Origin of the sequence: Corynebacterium sp. KPL2895, assembly GCF_040225815.1 — a bacterium.
Classification (GTDB): Bacteria; Actinomycetota; Actinomycetes; order Mycobacteriales; family Mycobacteriaceae; genus Corynebacterium; species Corynebacterium rhinophilum.
The window spans coordinates 21323-38256 of record NZ_JBEHFY010000007.1 but is presented as its reverse complement, the minus strand read 5'-3'; the positions used below and the strand labels follow the sequence as shown (position 1 = coordinate 38256).

Genomic DNA, 16934 nt, shown 5'->3' with positions numbered 1-16934 from the left:
AGCACCTCCTTATAGGGCGCGCACCATAATCACACCGATGATGACCAAGACCAAGCCAATGATGCGGTGTACCGGCGGCAGGCCGCGCTCGGCATTGCCCCAGCCCAACGACTCAATGACCTGGCCGCAAATGATTGAGCCCACCAGTGAGCCGATAACCGTCGTGCCGGTGCCGATCATGGGCGACAGCGTCGCGCCTCCCACCACAAAGAGCGCGCCGAGCACACCGCCGAGCCACATCCACCAAGGCCCGGGTGCGATACCGCTCAAAAGGGCACGACGGGGAGCCTTCCACCCCAGGGTGAGCAGGGCCAATAGAATCACTCCAACGCCCAGGGAAATGACGCTGGCGGGCATGGGGCTATGCAACGCACCTCCCAGGTAACCGTTGACGGCGGTTTGGGTGGCGGAGCCCATGCCGATGAGCACACCGAAGACACGCCACAGCCACAGCGAAATCCCGGTGGCTTGCGCGCGCGTGGTGACGGCACCCCGGCCTATTTCTAATACCAAGGCGATGCCGCCCACAACGATGAGCGCGCCGAGGACGCGCAGCGGGCCGACCGGCACCAACGGCGATTCAAAGAGGCCGGTCAGGTCATAAATTAGGCCCATCGTTACCTGGCCCAAGATGGGAAGAATGACGGTCTCTACGCTGCCGATGCGCGGGAAGAGCAGGATATTTCCCACGATGAAGGCCACGCCCATAAAGCCGCCGAGCCACACCCACCGCGGTTGCGCAGCCGCCAGCGCTAGGTCCGGTATCGCATCACCGGTGACAATGAGCGCGAGGATGGCGGAGACGGCAAAGCCGATAATGAAGGAGAAGAACCCGGCGGCGATGGGCGAGCCCACGGACTCGCGCAGACGCGTATTAATGGCCGTTTGCGCCGGGACGATGGCGCCGACCAGCATGGCGGCGATAACCAACATTGTTTTTCCTTCCCCACAGGTTTGGGTCTAAGCAAAGCCTGGGACTAGGCGTGACATAGAGATGTAATTTTAGAGACTTAAAATGCAAAAGAGTGCAGGCCGGCACAAAGCGGAACCTGCACTCTCTCGCTAGAAGGAGCCGGGTTTAGTCATCCGTAGGGATGGAGTCGGTACCTTCCAGCAGCTTGGCAACATAACCAGTGTTGAACTCGCCGCTGCGGAACTTTTCACTGTCCAACAGCATGGCCTGGAATGGCGCCGTGGTGACAACGCCTTCTACCTGCAGCTCGTCGATGGCGCGCAGCATACGGGTAATGGCCTCATCGCGGTCTTCTGCCCATACGATGAGCTTGCCCACCATGGAGTCATAGAACGGCGGAATGGTGTAGCCCGTTTCGATATGGGTATCCATGCGCACACCGAAACCACCTGGCACGCGGTAGTGTTCGATCTTGCCCGGCCGCGACGCGAAGTTCTGGTTCGGATCCTCGGCGTTGATGCGGCACTCGATGGCATGGCCACGAATCTCCACATCATCCTGGGTGATGGACAACTTCTGCCCGGAGGCAATGCGCAACTGCTCCTTGATGAGGTCCACACCGGTGATCATCTCCGTTACGGGGTGCTCAACCTGGATGCGGGTGTTCATCTCGATGAAGTAGAACTTATCCTCGGTGTTATCGAAGACGAACTCGATAGTTCCGGCGTTCTTGTACTTCACCTCTTTACACAGGTTAATCGCGGCTTCCTGCATTTCCTGGCGCAGCTCATCAGTCAGCACCGGCGAAGGGCCTTCCTCAATGAGCTTCTGGTTGCGTCGCTGCGAAGTGCAGTCGCGCTCTCCCAGAGCGACGGCATTTTCGCCATCTGCCAGCACCTGAATCTCGATGTGGCGGATATCCGTCAAGAAGCGCTCAATGTAGACCGACGGGTCATTGAACGCGGACTCAGCCTCGTTCATGATCTCGTTGAGGTCCTTTTCCAGCGTGTCCTCGGATTCCACGACGCGCATACCGCGTCCACCACCACCGGCGGCAGCCTTAATCAGCAGCGGGAAGCCGGTGTTGTGGGCAACCTCCAAGGCCTCATCGAACTCGGTAACTACGCCGTCGGAGCCCGGCACAGTGGGAACACCGGCGGACTTGGCGATGCGCTTAGCTGCGATCTTGTCACCCATCAAGCCGATGTGTTCAGCCGAAGGGCCAACAAAGCCGATCTCTTCTTCTTCCACCATGCGGACAAAGTCCGGCTTTTCGGACAAGAAACCGTAGCCCGGGTGAATGGCGTCCGCTTTGTACGCCATAGCGGCAGAAATAACCAGCTCGGGGCTGTTGTAGCTCTTGGAGACATTCGCTGGGCCGATGCAGACTGCTTGATCGGCGAGCTTTACCGGCAAGGAGTCCTTATCGCCTTCGGAATAAGTAAGGATGGACTTGATGCCCAATTCCTTGCAGGCGCGAATGATGCGAAGCGCAATCTCACCGCGGTTAGCAATGAGCACGCTACCTAATAGATCTGACATATTTTCCTCCAGGTCGATTACTTCGGCTGGATGACCATGATGGGCTGGCCGTGCTCCACGGCGTCCTCGTTATCAACGAGAATCTCCTTCACGGTGCCGGCAACCTTGGACTCGATGTTGTTCATCAGCTTCATAACCTCGACGATGCACAGCACCTGGCCAACCTCGACCTCGTCGCCGACCTTGACGAACGGATCTGCGCCCGGCTTCGGAGCAGCGTAGAAGGTACCGACCATGGGAGCCTTAACGGTCTCGCCCTCTGCGGACGGCTCACCGGAGCCGGAAGCCTGTGGCTCTTCCTTCGGTGCTTCCTCTTGTGCAGGAGCAGGCTTGGACTCAGGCTCAGCGGCAGGCGCGGAAGCCGGTGCGGCTTCCTGTGCTGGTGCTGCTGCTGGAGCTGCGGCCGGAGCGGCTTCCGGAGCCGGCGCCGGACGGTTCAGGCCGCCCGGGGTGCGGGACATCGCGAGCTCGACATCGCCGTACTTAATCTGCAGCTCTTGGATGTCATCAGAAAGGTTGGCCCACTTCAGCAGGGACTTCAGGTCGTGCAAGTTGGTGGAATCAGTCATGATTACTTTTCTCCTTTGGTGAGGTTGATTTCCAAGTCGGAAGTCTTGAGGTGGAAGTCGGTGGTATCGGAAGAGTCGTAGATTTGCTGTACCAGGGAGGTAAGGACGCCGCCCTTGACGCCTTCGCCCTCGCCGCCGCGGCCTTCGGCCACAAAGCGCTTCATCTCATCGACCTGGCTGCCGGCGAACATCACGCGAAGCAGCAGGGTGTCGATGTCCTCGTCCGGGTGAGCCTTCTTCAGGTCCGGCAGAACCGGCTTGAGTTCTGGGATTTCCTCCGTGATTTCGGAGGAACCGTTGGCCATGATCTTCTCCAGCACGTCTGGGTCCAGCGGGGCGAGCGGCTCGCCGTAGTAACCCAAGGCGTACTTCTTAATCTCGTTCGGGACCACGGAGTAACGGTCACCCGTCATCACGTTCATGACGGCCTGGGTACCCACGAACTGGGCAAACGGCGTAATCATGATGGGGTATGCGAGCTCTTCACGGACGCGAGCTACCTCGTACAGCAGCTCTTCGAAGCGGTCACCCAACCCAGCGGTTTCCAGCTGGGATTCGAAGTTGGTAAGCATGCCGCCGGGTAGCTGGTGCATGTAGTGCAGGCCATCGAATGCGCGCGGAACGCCTACTGGCTTATCTTCCGTATCGGCAATTTCCTGAATGCGCTCGCTGGCAGAATCGATGCGCTCATCGTCGACGTCCACCGTGTAACCCAGTGCGCAAAGGTCGCGCACCAAGGCCTGGGTGGCCGGCTGTCCCGGGCCATTAGCCAGAGGAGCGATGGAGGTGTGGATGGAATCCACGCCCAATTCCGCCGCGAAGAGGTAGGAAAGCGGCGACAGGCCGGTCAGCGAGTGGGTGTGCACCTCGAGCGGTACGTCACCGATGGAGCTGCGGATCGCCGGGATGAGGGTCTTCAAACGGTCCGGAGTAAGCAGGCCGCCGGCGTCCTTCAGCATGATGCGGTCTACATCGGTGCGCTCGAGCAGCTCCGTGGCCTTCCGCTTGTACAGGTCATCGGTGTGCACTGGGCTCAAGCAGTAGGACAATGCGCCGAAGGTTTCGGCACCGAGTTCCTTGGCCAGTTTGAGGCCCTGGTCGATGTTGTCGATGTCATTCAAGCCATCGAAGGAGCCGATCACACGGAAGCCATTGGCGTAGAGGCGCTCGGTCCAGTTCAAGATGGCGTCATCCGGCAGGAAGTCGAAGGAAGCCAGGTTCTTGGAACGAATGAGGGCGCGGAACTTGGTGCCCGGCGCGGCGTTCTCGTGCACGAGGCGAACGCGCTCCCACGGGTCTTCCTTGAGGTAGCGCACGGAGACGTCGAACTGGATGGGCGCTACCAAGTCCACGTGCTCGAAACCAGCGTTGGTGATGTCATCCAACAGCGAAAGGATGTGGCTCGTGGTCATGCGGGTGGCCCAGATGCTCTGGTGCGCATCACGCAGGGTGGTATCGATGATGTTGATCTTGCGCTCGCTATCGGCTGGGCGTCCGCCCGCGGCCATGATTTCGGCGAGGCCTTCTGTGCTTAGTTCCTCGGGACTAAGAGCAGTCATAAATCCCTCCTTAGGGTGTGGCTCCGGAAAGACTCGGTTGGTTCACAGTGATGGTTCACTTTGGTGGTTCAAGACTCTTCGAAAACCTTCCGTGTCGTGGCTCACACGCTACACCACACCTAAATTCTCGGTGCTGGAAATCCGGCCAGAAATGTCCTTTTCCTGCGAATTCCAAGCTCGTCACGGCAAAGAATTTGCCCAAATACCCCTATACGGGGTCACAGTGCGCACTACTGTTCACCTGGCGAACGCGTAGTTTTTTCGGCCTCCTCCCCTAAAAAGTGGTGGAAGACATGCAGTTTCTAGTCAGTAACCAAATCCACCTCGATAGTGCCGGGATTTTCGTGGTCCACATCGCGGACTAATCGAAGTGTGATGTGCGTAATATCTTCTTCAATATTTCGGACCTATCCCTAGGAGGAACATTGACTTCTACCGCCCCGCCGAGCCCCACACCCACTTCGCCATCGGGCTCAACCAAAACGGACCGCAAATCCCTCGCAGCCAGCCTGACCGGCCAGGTCCTTGAATGGTACGAGTGGAGCTCCTATGCGGTTTTCGCCCCATTTATCGCCGCGGCGATGTTCGACAAGAGCGATCCTGCTTCCGCACTGCTTGCCACCTTCGGTGTTTTCGCCGTTGGCTTCTTGGTCCGCCCGCTGGGCGGCATCATCTTTGGCCGCATCGCTGACCAGCGCGGCCGCAAGACCGTCTTGATGACCACCATCATCATGATGGCCAGCGCCTCCGTCCTCATCGGCTTGCTACCCACCTACGAATCCATTGGCATCTGGGCTTCTGTCGGCCTGCTCTTCATCCGCGTGCTGCAGGGCTTTGCACACGGCGGTGAATCCGCAGCCGCCAATAGCTACATCCCCGAGATCGCTCCAAACGCCCACCGCGGCCGCTGGGGTTCCATGGTCTATGTCTCCATCTTCGGCGGTTCGGTCATCGCCTACGTCTTGGGCGGCGGCATTTCGCTGGTCCTGACGGACGAGCAGATTGGTGCTTGGGGCTGGCGCATTCCGTTCCTCTTGGGTGCCGTCGCAGCGCTGATCGCGTTGTACCTGCGCCGCCACATGAAGGAATCGGATCACTTCCAGGAAATCGATAGCGCCGAGCCCACCGTTGAGGCTCCGAAGCGCACCAAGAAGTCCGTGAACTCGGAAAAGCCGGCTTCGGTTGCCCGCCCGGCATGGCAGAATATCTTGCTCGTCGTGGGTATGGTCTCCGGCGTTACAGCCTCGCACTACACGTGGACCTCCTATGTTTCCACCTACGCCATTAGCCACGAGGGCATGTCCACTCAGGGTGCTTATTGGGTCACCGTGGCCGCACAGACCGCTGGTCTCATCGCCCTCCCGCTGTGGGGCAGCCTGTCCGATAAGATCGGCCGCAAACCCGTCATTTATATCTGTGCCATTGGCCTAGCCATCCTGCAGATTCCACTGATGAACTTCATCGATGATCGCCCCTGGACCCTGCTGGTGGCCTCCACCATCGGCGTAGTCATCGTTGCTGCCGGCGGCGCGCTGTTGTCCTCCATCATGTCCGAGGTCTTCCCCACCGCTCAGCGCACCCGCAGCATCGGCCTGGCCTACTCGCTGTCTGTCGCCGTCTTCGGCGGTACCGCACCGTATATCTACCAGTGGTTCGTGGCCCACGGCCTTACTTGGGCTTCTGGCTTCTACGTCGTCGCACTGTGCATCCTGACGCTTATCAGCATGTACATCCTGCCTGAAACCAAGGGCGTAGACCTGCGCGATGTCTAATCCACTCACGGAACACTAAATCGCCGCTTCCCAGCCTTTCCCGGGAAGCGGCGATTTTTCACGTCCACAACTAATTAGTCGAGCGCTACCTTAAAGGGTGCGTCCGTGACCTCGCGGATGGACTCCTCGGTTTCGCCCTCGGCGATCTCGATAAGTGTCAGACCCTCCAGCTCGTCCACGGTGAATACGGCGCGGTCCGTGATAATCAGATCCACACAGCGAGCGCCGGTCAGCGGCAGCTGGCACTCCGCCAGAATCTTGGAATCGCCGTGCTTGGATACGTGCTGCATCATCACCACGATGCGCTTGGCTCCATGCACTAGGTCCATCGCACCGCCCATGCCCTTGACCATCTTGCCGGGGATCATCCAGTTGGCTAGGTCGCCAAACTGGGATACCTCCATGGCGCCGAGCACCGCAACATCGATGGCGCGGGAGCGGATCATGGCAAAGGACTCGGACGAGGAGAAGAAGGATGCACCAGGGGCTTCGGTAATGGTTTCTTTACCGGCATTGATTAGCTCCGGATCCACCTTGCCCTCTTCAGGGTAGGCACCAACGCCCAAGATTCCGTTCTCAGAGTGCAGGACCACCTCGCGGCCCTCTGGCAGGTAGCCGGGGATGAGCGTCGGCATGCCGATGCCCAGGTTGACGTAGTCACCATTGTCCAGTTCTTGTGCGGCGCGTGCCGCCATTTCTTCGCGTGACCAGGTCATTACTTGCTCACCGTCCTGAATTCGATTCCGGTTTCTTGCTTACCCACTTCCACTACGCGGTCTACGTAGATTCCGGGCACATCCACCTCAGCGGACGGTACGGCCTCGACCAGCTGCTCCGCTTGCACGATGGTGATATCGGCGGATTTAGCCGCATCGGGGTTGAAGTTCTGGGCGGTCTTATTAAAGGCGAGGTTGCCAAAGCGATCCGCGCGAGCGGCGTGGACGAAGGCAAAGTCTGGGGTGAGGGCTTCTTCCATGACGTAGAGCTCGCCGTTAAACTCGCGGGTTTCCTTCGGTGCGGAGGTCTCCGCAATGGTGCCGTCGGGGTTGTAGCGGGTGGGGATATCGCCATCGGCAAGCGGCGTGCCCACGCCAGCCTTGGTATAGAAGGCTGGAATGCCCGCGCCACCGGCGCGCATGCGCTCTGCCAAGGTACCCTGCGGGGTGAACTCGACAGTGAGCTCACCCTCGAGGTACTGACGTGCATATTCCTTATTGGTTCCCAGGTAGGAACCGATGGAACGGGCGATGCGGTGATCCTTGAGCAGCAGGCCTAGGCCAAAATCATCCGTACCGAGGTTATTGGAAATGATGGTGAGCTCGCTCGCGCCTTGGGAACGCAGCGCAGCAATGAGTTGCGCCGGGATACCCACAAGGCCGAATCCGCCCACCGCGATGGAGGAACCGTCCGGGATATCCGCGACGGCCTCCTCTACTGAGGCTATGACTTTATTCAACATGGCCTTAGACTACGTGTGGTTCACAGACAGCACAAGAGTTCAGAATGCGAACATTATCGGGTACACTAAAGAGACCTGGGCCACTTAACCCTGAAAATAGCTTGGAGGACACACCGTGGCAGACACCCCCGTAGTGCAATCACTAGCCCGCGGACTCAACGTCATTCACTCGTTCAATGACGAACGCCGGCGGCAAACACTGGCCCAGGTTGCCAAGGTCACAGGCTTAGCGCGCGCTACCGCACGTCGCTTTTTACACACGCTTGTCGCAGAAGGTTATGCCCGCACCGATGGCTCAGATTTTTGGCTCACCCCGCGCGTTTTGGAACTGGGCTATTCGTACCTATCGAGCTTGGGCCTGCCGGATATTTCCCAGCCCCATTTGAGGGAGTTATCCACCAAACTCGATGAGTCCTGCTCTGTAAGCGTGCTCGACCGCGACACCGTGGTCTATATCGCCCGCGCCGCAGCGCACCGCATCATGTCCACCAATATCACCATCGGTACGCGCTTCCCGGCGCACGCCACCTCCATGGGCCAGGTGCTACTCGCCGATTTAACGCCGGCAGAGCTGGATGAGTATTTCGCCACCACCGCTCCGCTCGAGCAGGTCACCCCGCACACCCTGGTATCCCAGGACGCGCTGCGAGCCCGCCTCGGCGAGGTGCGGCGGCGCGGCTGGGTCATCGTGGATCAAGAGCTAGAAATCGGCCTGCGCTCCATTGCCGTTCCCATCCGGGATCGCACCGGACGCGCAGTGGCGGCCATCAACATTTCCACCCAGACCTCCGTGTATTCCACCCAAGATCTCACCGCGCAGATCCTCCCGGAGCTCCTCACTACGTGCGCGGCTATTTCCCACGATCTCACTACTACCGAAATTTCCTAAGGAGAATCCATGCAAACCCAAGACGTAGTCCTGTGCTACCCCAAGCGCACCCCGGTCGGCCGCTACGGCGGCGCGCTGAAATCCGTCCCCGTCCAGGATCTGGCCAGCCTGGTGGTATCCACCATCGTGGAAGAATCCGGCATCGACCCGAACATCATCGATGACGTTATCCTCGGCCAAGCCTCCCCCAACGGGGCTGCGCCTGCCCTCGGCCGCGTCGCCGCACTCGATGCCGGCCTGCCAGTCTCCGTGACCGGCATGCAGCTCGACCGCCGCTGCGGCTCCGGCCTGCAAGCCATCGTCACCGCCGCCGCCCACGTCGCCACCGGCGCAGCCGAGGTGGTCATCGCAGGCGGCGCCGAATCCATGTCGCGCACCGAATACACCGTGGACAGTGACATTCGCTGGGGCGCTAAGGGCGGAAACATGGTCTTTCGCGATCGCCTCCAGGAGGCCCGCGAAACCGCCGGTGGCAAAAACCACCCCATCCCCAGCGGCATGATCGAAACTGCCGAAAACCTCCGCCGCGAGCGTTCCCTGTCGCGCGAGGACCAAGATGAGCTTGCGGTGCGTTCCCACCACAACGCCGCACGTGCGCAAGAGCAGGCGCTTTTCGATGCCGAAATCGTCCCCGTCTCCGTCCCCCAGCGCAAGGGGGATCCCATCATCGTGGACAAGGATGAACACGTGCGCGCTGATTCTAGCGTGGAAAAGCTGTCCAAGCTGCGCCCAGTGATGGACAAGCAGGACGACGAGGCCACGGTGACCGCGGGTAACGCCTCCGGCCAGAACGACGGCGCCGCCGCCGTGCTCGTGACCACCCGTGAAAAAGCCGACGAGCTCGGCCTCGAGCCAATGGTGACCGTGAAGGGCTGGGCGCTGGCCGGTGTAGAACCAGAGCGCATGGGCATCGCCCCAGTTGAGGCCACCCGAAAGGTCATGGACCGCCTCGATCTCACCTTCGATGACCTCGACCTCATCGAGCTCAATGAGGCCTTTGCCGCCCAAGCCCTCGCGGTACTAGATCAGTGGGGCATCTCCCCCGAAGATCCTCGCTTCAACCCCAACGGTTCCGGCATCTCGCTGGGCCACCCGGTGGGCGCGACCGGTGCCCGCATCGTGGTTACCGCCGCGCACCACCTGCGCCGCACCGGCGGCAAGCGCGCGCTAGTCACGATGTGCATCGGCGGCGGCCAGGGCCTTGCCGCCATAATCGAAACCGCCTAGTACTCGCAGTGAGGGCCTAGGCGGTATCGGGGGCGGGCGACCAAGCTAGCCTTGGACGCTCACGCTGCCATCTGCATTAACGTTGACTTGCGCCGCCATGGCGCGCGCCACGTTAAGACGCTGCCAGGAGCCGTCCTTGCCTTGCCAATCCAATGGATTGCCGGCAGGACGTGCGGTCTGGCGTAGCACCTCGGCGCGCTGTTCCGGTGTCAGGTTCGGGTGGGAAGCTGCGAGTAGTACCGGGGCGGCCTGCGGAACGACCATCGGCGCATCCGTCGGATTGCTTGGAGTAAAATCATAATCCAAGAAATCCGTGTATTCGTCTACAGCATCTGTAGTGGACCGGTATTCCTTGCCATCGGCCCTATCCTGTGCGACGAGTTCTTCTACAGATTTGCCCGTACGCCACTGAATCTCTTCACGAATTTCCTGCGCAGCCTGCTGCAATGCATCGCGCATGCGGTCATCGTTCAAACGATCCGCCGCCGCAGCTTGACCAGTCATGCGGCCACCAATGACGTCCAAGGGGTAGTGCACACCCAGAACGACGCGGTGGTTTCCTGCTTCGGCGCCGCGCAGCATTAATTGCGGGCCTACCTCTGGAAGCATAGAGGCCATCAAAGTGGTGATCCACGTTGCCTGGTTAGTGTGCCCGGAGGGGAAAGCCGGCGAGGTGGAATAGAGATCCTTCGACTCATCTTCGTAGCGGTTAATAGCATCGGGTGCCTGCACGAATGGGCGGTCATAACGGAAGTAGTACTTTTCTGCGAAGGTGGAGCTAGCCAGTCCACCTGCACGGGCGGCGTAGCCATTGCCCAGCAGGTACTGTGTTTTTGGCAGTCGATGCTCTGCCAAGGCTTCGCGGAATGCACCGCCCAGGCTCTCCCCCATGGAGTCCGAAATGGCTTCTAGCATCCCACCGGAGCTTGCCTTGGCATCGGATTGTGCTCGGGCGATCAGCTCAGGGTCATCGGCAGCCCCATTGTTAATGGCCACTACCTTATCCATGTTTTCTTCAAGGACCTCTGGCTGGTGCTTAATCTGGTCAAAACCGCGGACAACCTGCCAATAGTTGCCAAATTGGTAAGACGAAATATCGGATTCAAAGCCCACAAGATAGTCCGCACCAAAGGGCTGAGGAACCGGCGCGCCTGGGTGCTGCACAGGAGAAGGGCCAATGCTGGATCCACTGCTAGAACCCTGTACCTGCGGCACCTTGGACGAAAGCTCACCCGCCTGCGCAGCGGGTGCAAAGGAAGCAACGGTGAAGCTGGCGGCCGCTCCGAGAGCAAGTACTCGACGCGAAACACCACGATTGAAAATACGGGTCATATATCGCAACTTTCAGCTAGAAGTGATTTCCTCTGCACACTAACCAGCTAACGTTAAGGAAGTATGAACTGCGCACTAACCTTATTCAGCGCTTTTTTAAACAAATAGTTATATGACCGCTCAAGCTAATCGATGTCCCCAGCCTGCTCCACCCAGAACCGTGTTTCCTCGGACGGTTCAGCACCAGGCGCGGACAAGCCAGCCGTGGCGAGCGCGGCAAATGCCACTTCGGCGGCCATGGCCGAATCTCGCTGCTGATGAAGACTCATTAACTCAACCTAGCGCGAATAGGTGCCAATGAAAACAGGAGGGCGATTCCAGCGGGCGATTTCGGCGCGAAAGCGTACATACGCGGTAAGCTAGAGAAGAACTTTTGCTCGCATAGAATAAAGGGGAATTAGTCAATAATGATCCAATTCGTCTTCGGCGCCGCCGCAGGGTACGTATTTGGCACCAAGGCGGGCCGCAAGCGCTACCACCAAATGAAAAGCGCCTATCAAAAGACCGTCAACTCCCCCGCCACCAAATCTGCGGTGCGTTCCGCGCGCAAGATGGTAGCCAACCGCCTGGATCCAGAGCCACGCATGCGCGAAATCCACGACCTTTCCGAAAAGCGCCGTGGCAAAGGCAAGGCTCGCGGGAACCAGGCTCCACAGGCCGACCGGATTTATGAACCCGATGAGGACTAAAGCCTTCCCCGCAAACCCCTCCCCGGGCAGCGCCTGAACTAGCGCTCGAGTGCTTGCCCGGGGTTTTATATACCTGGGGTACCGCGAAAGGCGCGATCATTGAGCTCGCGGCGAGCCTGCTCCAAGGCAATGAGGTCTGCGAATACGGAGTTATAGCCTGCCTCATCATCGGTTGGCCGCATTCGGCCCAATTGGGCTTTCAGCTGCGCAATCTGATCACCCACGACGGTTTCCTGCAGCCGCGAGAGTACGGAATCCGCATATTTTTCTGCGCCCACGTCCGTGGGCAGGATGGCCTCGACTGCCAGCTCGGAGACGAAATTCCTTCCCGTAAGATCCTGCATTTCCCCGGCAACGGCGGCAATCCAATCCACCCCGGACATGGTGGCACCTTTTTCTGCGCCGCCCACGGCGGAAATCGCTTGGCGGACGATGCGGTAGGCGTCGTTGGTGTAGGCATCGGCAGTAATGCCATCAAAATATGAGCCAACGACCTCTGGCATCTGCAAGGCCAATTTCAGCGCCTCCCGCTGCGGCCACAGGTGGGTCTCCTTTGGGCTTGGCGGATGGATCATGGGCACATCCTGCTGCGCCGGCTGCGGCTGTGCATTATCAAAGCGGCGAATCGTCGGCTTGTCCACCTTCTTCGGCTTCTTTGCCTCCGCGCGCACTTGGCGCAGCACCTCTTCCGGATCATTCCAACCCACCCAGCCGGCAAGCCGGCGGGCGTACTCGCGCTGCAGGGGCTGGTCACGGATCTGTGCGACGATGGGCACCGCCCGCCGCAAAGCCTGCAAGCGGCCTTCGGCCGTATCGATCCGGAAATCAGCAATTACTGACTGAATGACGAACTCAAACATGGGGATGCGGTCTGCCACCAGATCGCGCACCGCGGCATCGCCCTTTTCAAGGCGCAGATCGCACGGGTCCATGCCGTCTGGGGCTACTGAGACGAAGGATTGTCCGGTAAATTTCTGCTCTCCGTCAAAGGCACGCATCGCGGCCTTCTGTCCCGCCTCATCACCATCAAAGGTGTAGATGAGCTCGCCGTGGAAATAGGAATCATCCAGCATGAGCCGACGCAGCACCTGCAGGTGCTCCCCACCGAAGGCCGTACCGCACGAGGCCACGGCAGTCTTAATGCCTGCCGCGTACATGGCCATCACATCCGTATAGCCTTCCACCACCACAGCTTGGTGGCCTTCTGCGATATTGCGCTTGGCCAAATCCAACCCAAAGAGCACCTTGGACTTGTGATAAAGCATGGTCTCGGGCGTATTCATGTACTTGCCCAGCTTGTCATCATCAAAGAGCTTGCGCGCACCAAAGCCAATGACGTTGCCGGAAAGATCCTTAATAGGCCACAGCAACCGGCGGTGGAAACGGTCAATGGGACCGCGCTTTCCCATCTTGGAAATGCCGGCTGCCTCTAGCTCTTCAAAGGAAAAACCCATGCGCAATAGGTGCTTTGTGGCGGTGTCCCAACCTTCCGGAGCGTACCCGCACTCGAAATCATAAATAACCTCACGGCTAAACCCGCGGTCCAGCAAGAAATTGCGCGCCGTTGCCGCCTCTGGGGTTTCCAGCTGCTTCCGGTAAAACTCGTGCACCGCTTTATTCGCCGCGATTAGCCGCTGCCTCGTACCCGGCTTCTCATTGCGGGCACCGGTCGAGCCACCCTGGTAATTAATGTGGTAGCCAATCTTCTGCGCCACAGCTTCCACGGCCTCCGGAAAAGAGACCTGTTCCATCTCCATCAGGAAGCTGAATACATCGCCACCCTTACCGGTGGAAAAGCAGTGATAATAACCGCGCTGCGGGCGGACGTGGAAGGACGGCGTCTTTTCATCCTTGAAAGGGCTCAACCCCTTCAAAGAATCATGCCCGGCAGGTTTGAGCTGCACGTATTCGCCCACGATTTCTTCTAAAGGCGCGCGTTCACGGATAGCTTGGATATCACTGTCCGGAATTCTGCCCTTTGCCATGGCTACAGACTACCCCGCCCATTTATCGAATGCTCAACCGCCAAAGCCAGGATGGTCGCATTGGGTTGTCCCGCTCAACAAGTACACAGAATCACCGTGTTTTACCCACATGTGGGGCAGCCTTTCGCCGAGTATTCCCACCCCCGGGACGGGGCAATTTTGGATATTGCTCTTGACGCGGTGGACGTTTATGTTTTGGAGATATTTCCTGCAACAATAAGGAGCATGTCCAAGTCCAAAGCGTCTAAGAAATCGCTTCCAGTGGCCCTTGGTGGACTCGCCATCGTCGCAGGCGCTAGTTATTTTGGCTTCGACCTCGGCGGTAACGAGGATGCAACGTCAACGGACGAGACCTGCGCAATTTCTTCCCTTCCCAGCGAGGCCGAAGAAACCGCAGACGATATTCTCGCCGGCGGCCCTTATGACTATCCCGACAAAGACAATTCCCATTTTGGCAATTATGAAGGCGTCCTCCCCCAGCAGGCGCAGGACTATTACCGCGAGTACACGGTAGAAACCCCTGGCAGTAATCATCGCGGATCGAGGCGCATCGTCACCGGCGGCGGCACCGAAGTCGACCCCGATGTGTGGTACTACACCGACGACCATTACCAAACATTCTGTTCTATCCCGGACGCAGAGGATTAATAGTGCACCGCATTTTAATTACGGAACCCATCCGTACCCGTACGGATTTCTTCAATGCCTTAGGACGCACCCATGGATGTGTGGATTGTGGCCCGCGCAGCCTAGAGGATCTAGCTAACTTCCTGCGTAAGAATGAAGTATCCACCATCGTGGCTGCCAATATGGAAATGGAATTGGATGACTTCGCGGCCATCGCGGCCGTTGTCCAAGATGAAGGCGTTAGGCTCGCACGCTAATAGCTAGTCCGCGGATGCTGTTACTCCGCAGATGCTGGCATTCCGCGGATGCTATAGGTCCTCTGCTATAACTGAGCATTGCGCGCCCTCAGTTATCACTTTTCCGCTTCAAAAATAGCAGCGGAGGTTGCACTTTTAGAGAAAGGCCGCTGCCGGAACCATCTGACCGAGCCCACGGCCCGTATAGCTACTAGCCCAAGAACCCCGAAAGGTCAGCGCTCCGGCGGGCAAGCCGCTCGAGGCGGGATTCGGTCATGGAGGCGATCTGGTCAACGATGGCACGGTCGCGGGCGGCGTCGGTATCGGCCTGCTCCCACCACAGGCGGAAGGTGGCATCGAGCGAACCGGGCGCACCGGCCACGAGGTAATCGTAGACGCGGTAAATGCGCTCGCGCTGGCGGTCTTGGCGCGCTAAGTGCGCTGGTTCATCCATTACATAAAGCACGGCGATCGTCTTTAAAAGCTTGACCTCTGCCTGCGCCAAGGGTGGAACGCGCAGGTCACCGTGCATGCGGCCGAGCTTATTGGCGCTGATGAGCTCGGCATTCGCCTCCGAGGTGGCACCGATGGTGGCGCCCACATAGCGTCCCACCAGCTCAGAGGTCATCTTTTTCAGCTTGGCATAATCGCGCAGGGTGTAGTCGAAATTACCAAGGGCGTTGATGACATCGAGGTTGCGCAGGCTATCGGCGGCTTCCAAGAGTTCATCGGCAGTTCCGCCAAAGGCCTCAGCGCCCTTTTCTGCAAGGTGGGCTAGTTCCACCAAATCCCACAACACGTTCAAGGAAATGCGCTGGGAGATGATGCCGTCTTCCACGTCGTGCACGGAATAGGCAATATCATCGGACCAGTCCATGACCTGGGCTTCGATGCACTTTCGCGTATCGCTATGGCCTTCGCGCAGCCACGCTAAAAGGTCAGCGTCCTCATCATAAGCGCCGTATTTGCGGTTGATGGTGCCATCCGGATTGGTCTTGGTCCAAGGATATTTGCAGGCCCCATCGAGCGCGGCACGGGTGAGGTTGAGACCAAAGCTGTGGGCGGTGCCATCGACGTCCTCGGCTAAGACTTTGGGCTCGAGCCGGGTGAGGATGCGCAGCGTTTGCGCATTTCCCTCGAAACCGCCTTGCGCGACCTCATTGAGCGCATTTTCGCCGTTGTGGCCATAGGGCGGGTGGCCGATATCGTGGGTGAGCCCGGCCATGTCACAGAGATCCGGATCGAGGCCGAGGCCGGCCCCGATGCCGCGGGCAATCTGGCCAACTTCGAGCGAGTGGGTAAGCCGGGTGCGCGGGGTATCGCCATCACGTGGGCCTACGACCTGGGTTTTATCCGCCAATCGCCGCAGCGCAGCCGAGTGCAAGACGCGAGCGCGGTCGCGGGAGAATACCCCGCGGTGTTCTTCGATATCGCTAATCGTGGACCCCTTAGGCCGTTCTTCGGCCAGCCGGGCAAAATCAGCTGCAGCATAAGAATAAGACACGGCGTTTTAGTCTATTCCCCCAGCGTGCGCTCTGCGTCTTTATTTTGCATCGTTTCGTGCCGCAGCTTCTGATTCGGCCGCAGAATCAGCTCCATGCGGTACAGGCGCCTTTTCCAGGCCCGCGCGCACTGGGGAGAAACAATGCTGGCGAGCCCAATATAAAACAGCCCGCCGCATTCGTGTGCGAGGTAGCGCCACCAAGGCTTGGAAAAGCGCCGGGCGGGATAATAAGGCGTGCCCGAAACCGAGGCATCGAGCCCTTCCTGCTTGGCGATGACCCACGTGCGCAACCTGTGCAAGGGATCGGTGACGATGATGGCATCGGCAATGCCGTGGGCATCGATAACCGCAGCTAAGGACTCGCGCGTATCGAGGCCTTTTTCCACAACAGAAACCTGCAGCTCAGGGAAGTGCTCGCGCAAGTAATCGCGAGCTACCCCGGCCTCGGTAAACCGATCCCCGGGCAGCTGGCCGCCCACGGTAATCACTGGCAGGCCGCGGGAAATGGCCAGCTCCCCGGCATGGCGCAGGCGCCCGGCCAGGATGCGGGAGGGGCGGCCATCGTATTGCGCGGTGCCTAAAACAACGACGTATTTCACAATGCTTCCCACCCTACTGCCTGCGAAGGAGG

The 16934-nt window shown here is 59.3% G+C and carries 17 protein-coding genes; 6 read left to right on the top strand and 11 right to left on the bottom strand.

All coding sequences use genetic code 11. From position 1 onward, the window contains the following. Positions 1–9: 9 nt before the first annotated feature. From ABRP95_RS04480 to ABRP95_RS04465, 4 genes are all read right to left on the bottom strand, one after another. Entirely contained in the window at positions 10–933 is a 924-nt protein-coding gene (locus ABRP95_RS04480; protein ID WP_349839008.1) for a DMT family transporter, read from the bottom strand. Positions 934–1078: 145 nt separating this feature from the next. After that, complete coding sequence (gene accC / locus ABRP95_RS04475; RefSeq protein WP_349839007.1) at positions 1079–2455, bottom strand: acetyl-CoA carboxylase biotin carboxylase subunit; 1377 nt, start codon at positions 2453–2455, stop codon at positions 1079–1081. 17 nt (positions 2456–2472) lie between these two features. Then, positions 2473–3024 carry an acetyl-CoA carboxylase biotin carboxyl carrier protein gene (gene accB / locus ABRP95_RS04470; protein ID WP_284784844.1) on the bottom strand — a complete coding sequence of 184 codons (552 nt, stop codon included), beginning with the start codon at positions 3022–3024 and terminating at the stop codon, positions 2473–2475. Between the two features lie 2 nt (positions 3025–3026). Continuing rightward, positions 3027–4583, bottom strand: coding sequence for a hydroxymethylglutaryl-CoA lyase-like TIM-barrel protein (locus ABRP95_RS04465; RefSeq protein WP_349839006.1), 1557 nt, complete (start codon positions 4581–4583; stop codon positions 3027–3029). 425 nt (positions 4584–5008) lie between these two features. On the opposite strand from ABRP95_RS04465, the gene ABRP95_RS04460 reads away from it, so the two are divergent. Continuing rightward, positions 5009–6355, top strand: a complete 1347-nt coding sequence (locus tag ABRP95_RS04460) for an MFS transporter (protein WP_284770293.1) — start codon at positions 5009–5011, stop codon at positions 6353–6355. A 74-nt stretch (positions 6356–6429) separates the two neighbouring features. Here ABRP95_RS04460 and ABRP95_RS04455 read toward each other — a convergent pair whose 3' ends face one another. Next, the gene (locus tag ABRP95_RS04455; RefSeq protein WP_349839005.1) at positions 6430–7071 is read right to left on the bottom strand and encodes a 3-oxoacid CoA-transferase subunit B; all 642 of its coding nucleotides are present in this window, start codon (positions 7069–7071) and stop codon (positions 6430–6432) included. After that, positions 7071–7814, bottom strand: coding sequence for a CoA transferase subunit A (locus ABRP95_RS04450; protein WP_284770292.1), 744 nt, complete (start codon positions 7812–7814; stop codon positions 7071–7073). The genes ABRP95_RS04455 and ABRP95_RS04450 overlap by 1 nt, the downstream gene beginning before the upstream one ends. A 115-nt stretch (positions 7815–7929) precedes the next feature. On the opposite strand from ABRP95_RS04450, the gene ABRP95_RS04445 reads away from it, so the two are divergent. Both ABRP95_RS04445 and ABRP95_RS04440 read left to right on the top strand, forming a co-directional pair. Beyond that, positions 7930–8703 (top strand): IclR family transcriptional regulator domain-containing protein, encoded by a 774-nt coding sequence (locus ABRP95_RS04445; protein ID WP_349839004.1) that lies wholly within the window; start codon positions 7930–7932, stop codon positions 8701–8703. Between the two features lie 9 nt (positions 8704–8712). Next, positions 8713–9930, top strand: a complete 1218-nt coding sequence (locus tag ABRP95_RS04440; RefSeq protein ID WP_349839003.1) for an acetyl-CoA C-acetyltransferase — start codon at positions 8713–8715, stop codon at positions 9928–9930. 45 nt (positions 9931–9975) lie between these two features. Here ABRP95_RS04440 and ABRP95_RS04435 read toward each other — a convergent pair whose 3' ends face one another. After that, the gene (locus ABRP95_RS04435; protein ID WP_349839002.1) at positions 9976–11262 is read right to left on the bottom strand and encodes an acid phosphatase; all 1287 of its coding nucleotides are present in this window, start codon (positions 11260–11262) and stop codon (positions 9976–9978) included. Between the two features lie 125 nt (positions 11263–11387). Then, the gene (locus ABRP95_RS04430) at positions 11388–11531 is read right to left on the bottom strand and encodes a hypothetical protein (RefSeq protein WP_284796373.1); all 144 of its coding nucleotides are present in this window, start codon (positions 11529–11531) and stop codon (positions 11388–11390) included. 138 nt (positions 11532–11669) lie between these two features. Here ABRP95_RS04430 and ABRP95_RS04425 point away from each other — a divergent pair, with 138 nt between their 5' ends. After that, positions 11670–11951, top strand: coding sequence for a hypothetical protein (locus ABRP95_RS04425; RefSeq protein WP_023023385.1), 282 nt, complete (start codon positions 11670–11672; stop codon positions 11949–11951). Positions 11952–12016: 65 nt separating this feature from the next. Here ABRP95_RS04425 and dnaG read toward each other — a convergent pair whose 3' ends face one another. Next, positions 12017–13936 carry a DNA primase gene (gene dnaG, locus ABRP95_RS04420; protein ID WP_284796375.1) on the bottom strand — a complete coding sequence of 640 codons (1920 nt, stop codon included), beginning with the start codon at positions 13934–13936 and terminating at the stop codon, positions 12017–12019. A gap of 225 nt (positions 13937–14161) precedes the next feature. On the opposite strand from dnaG, the gene ABRP95_RS04415 reads away from it, so the two are divergent. Together ABRP95_RS04415 and ABRP95_RS04410 are read left to right on the top strand one after the other, a co-directional pair. Continuing rightward, a complete protein-coding gene (locus ABRP95_RS04415; protein ID WP_284770286.1) occupies positions 14162–14584 on the top strand; it encodes a guanyl-specific ribonuclease in 423 nt (140 codons plus the stop codon). 2 nt (positions 14585–14586) lie between these two features. Then, the gene (locus ABRP95_RS04410) at positions 14587–14820 is read left to right on the top strand and encodes a hypothetical protein (protein ID WP_284782361.1); all 234 of its coding nucleotides are present in this window, start codon (positions 14587–14589) and stop codon (positions 14818–14820) included. 190 nt (positions 14821–15010) lie between these two features. Here the strand turns inward: ABRP95_RS04410 and ABRP95_RS04405 are convergent, their stop codons facing one another. Continuing rightward, positions 15011–16303, bottom strand: coding sequence for a deoxyguanosinetriphosphate triphosphohydrolase (locus ABRP95_RS04405; RefSeq protein WP_349839001.1), 1293 nt, complete (start codon positions 16301–16303; stop codon positions 15011–15013). Between the two features lie 11 nt (positions 16304–16314). Continuing rightward, positions 16315–16902, bottom strand: coding sequence for a YdcF family protein (locus tag ABRP95_RS04400; RefSeq protein WP_296087311.1), 588 nt, complete (start codon positions 16900–16902; stop codon positions 16315–16317). Between the last annotated feature and the right edge of the window lie 32 nt (positions 16903–16934).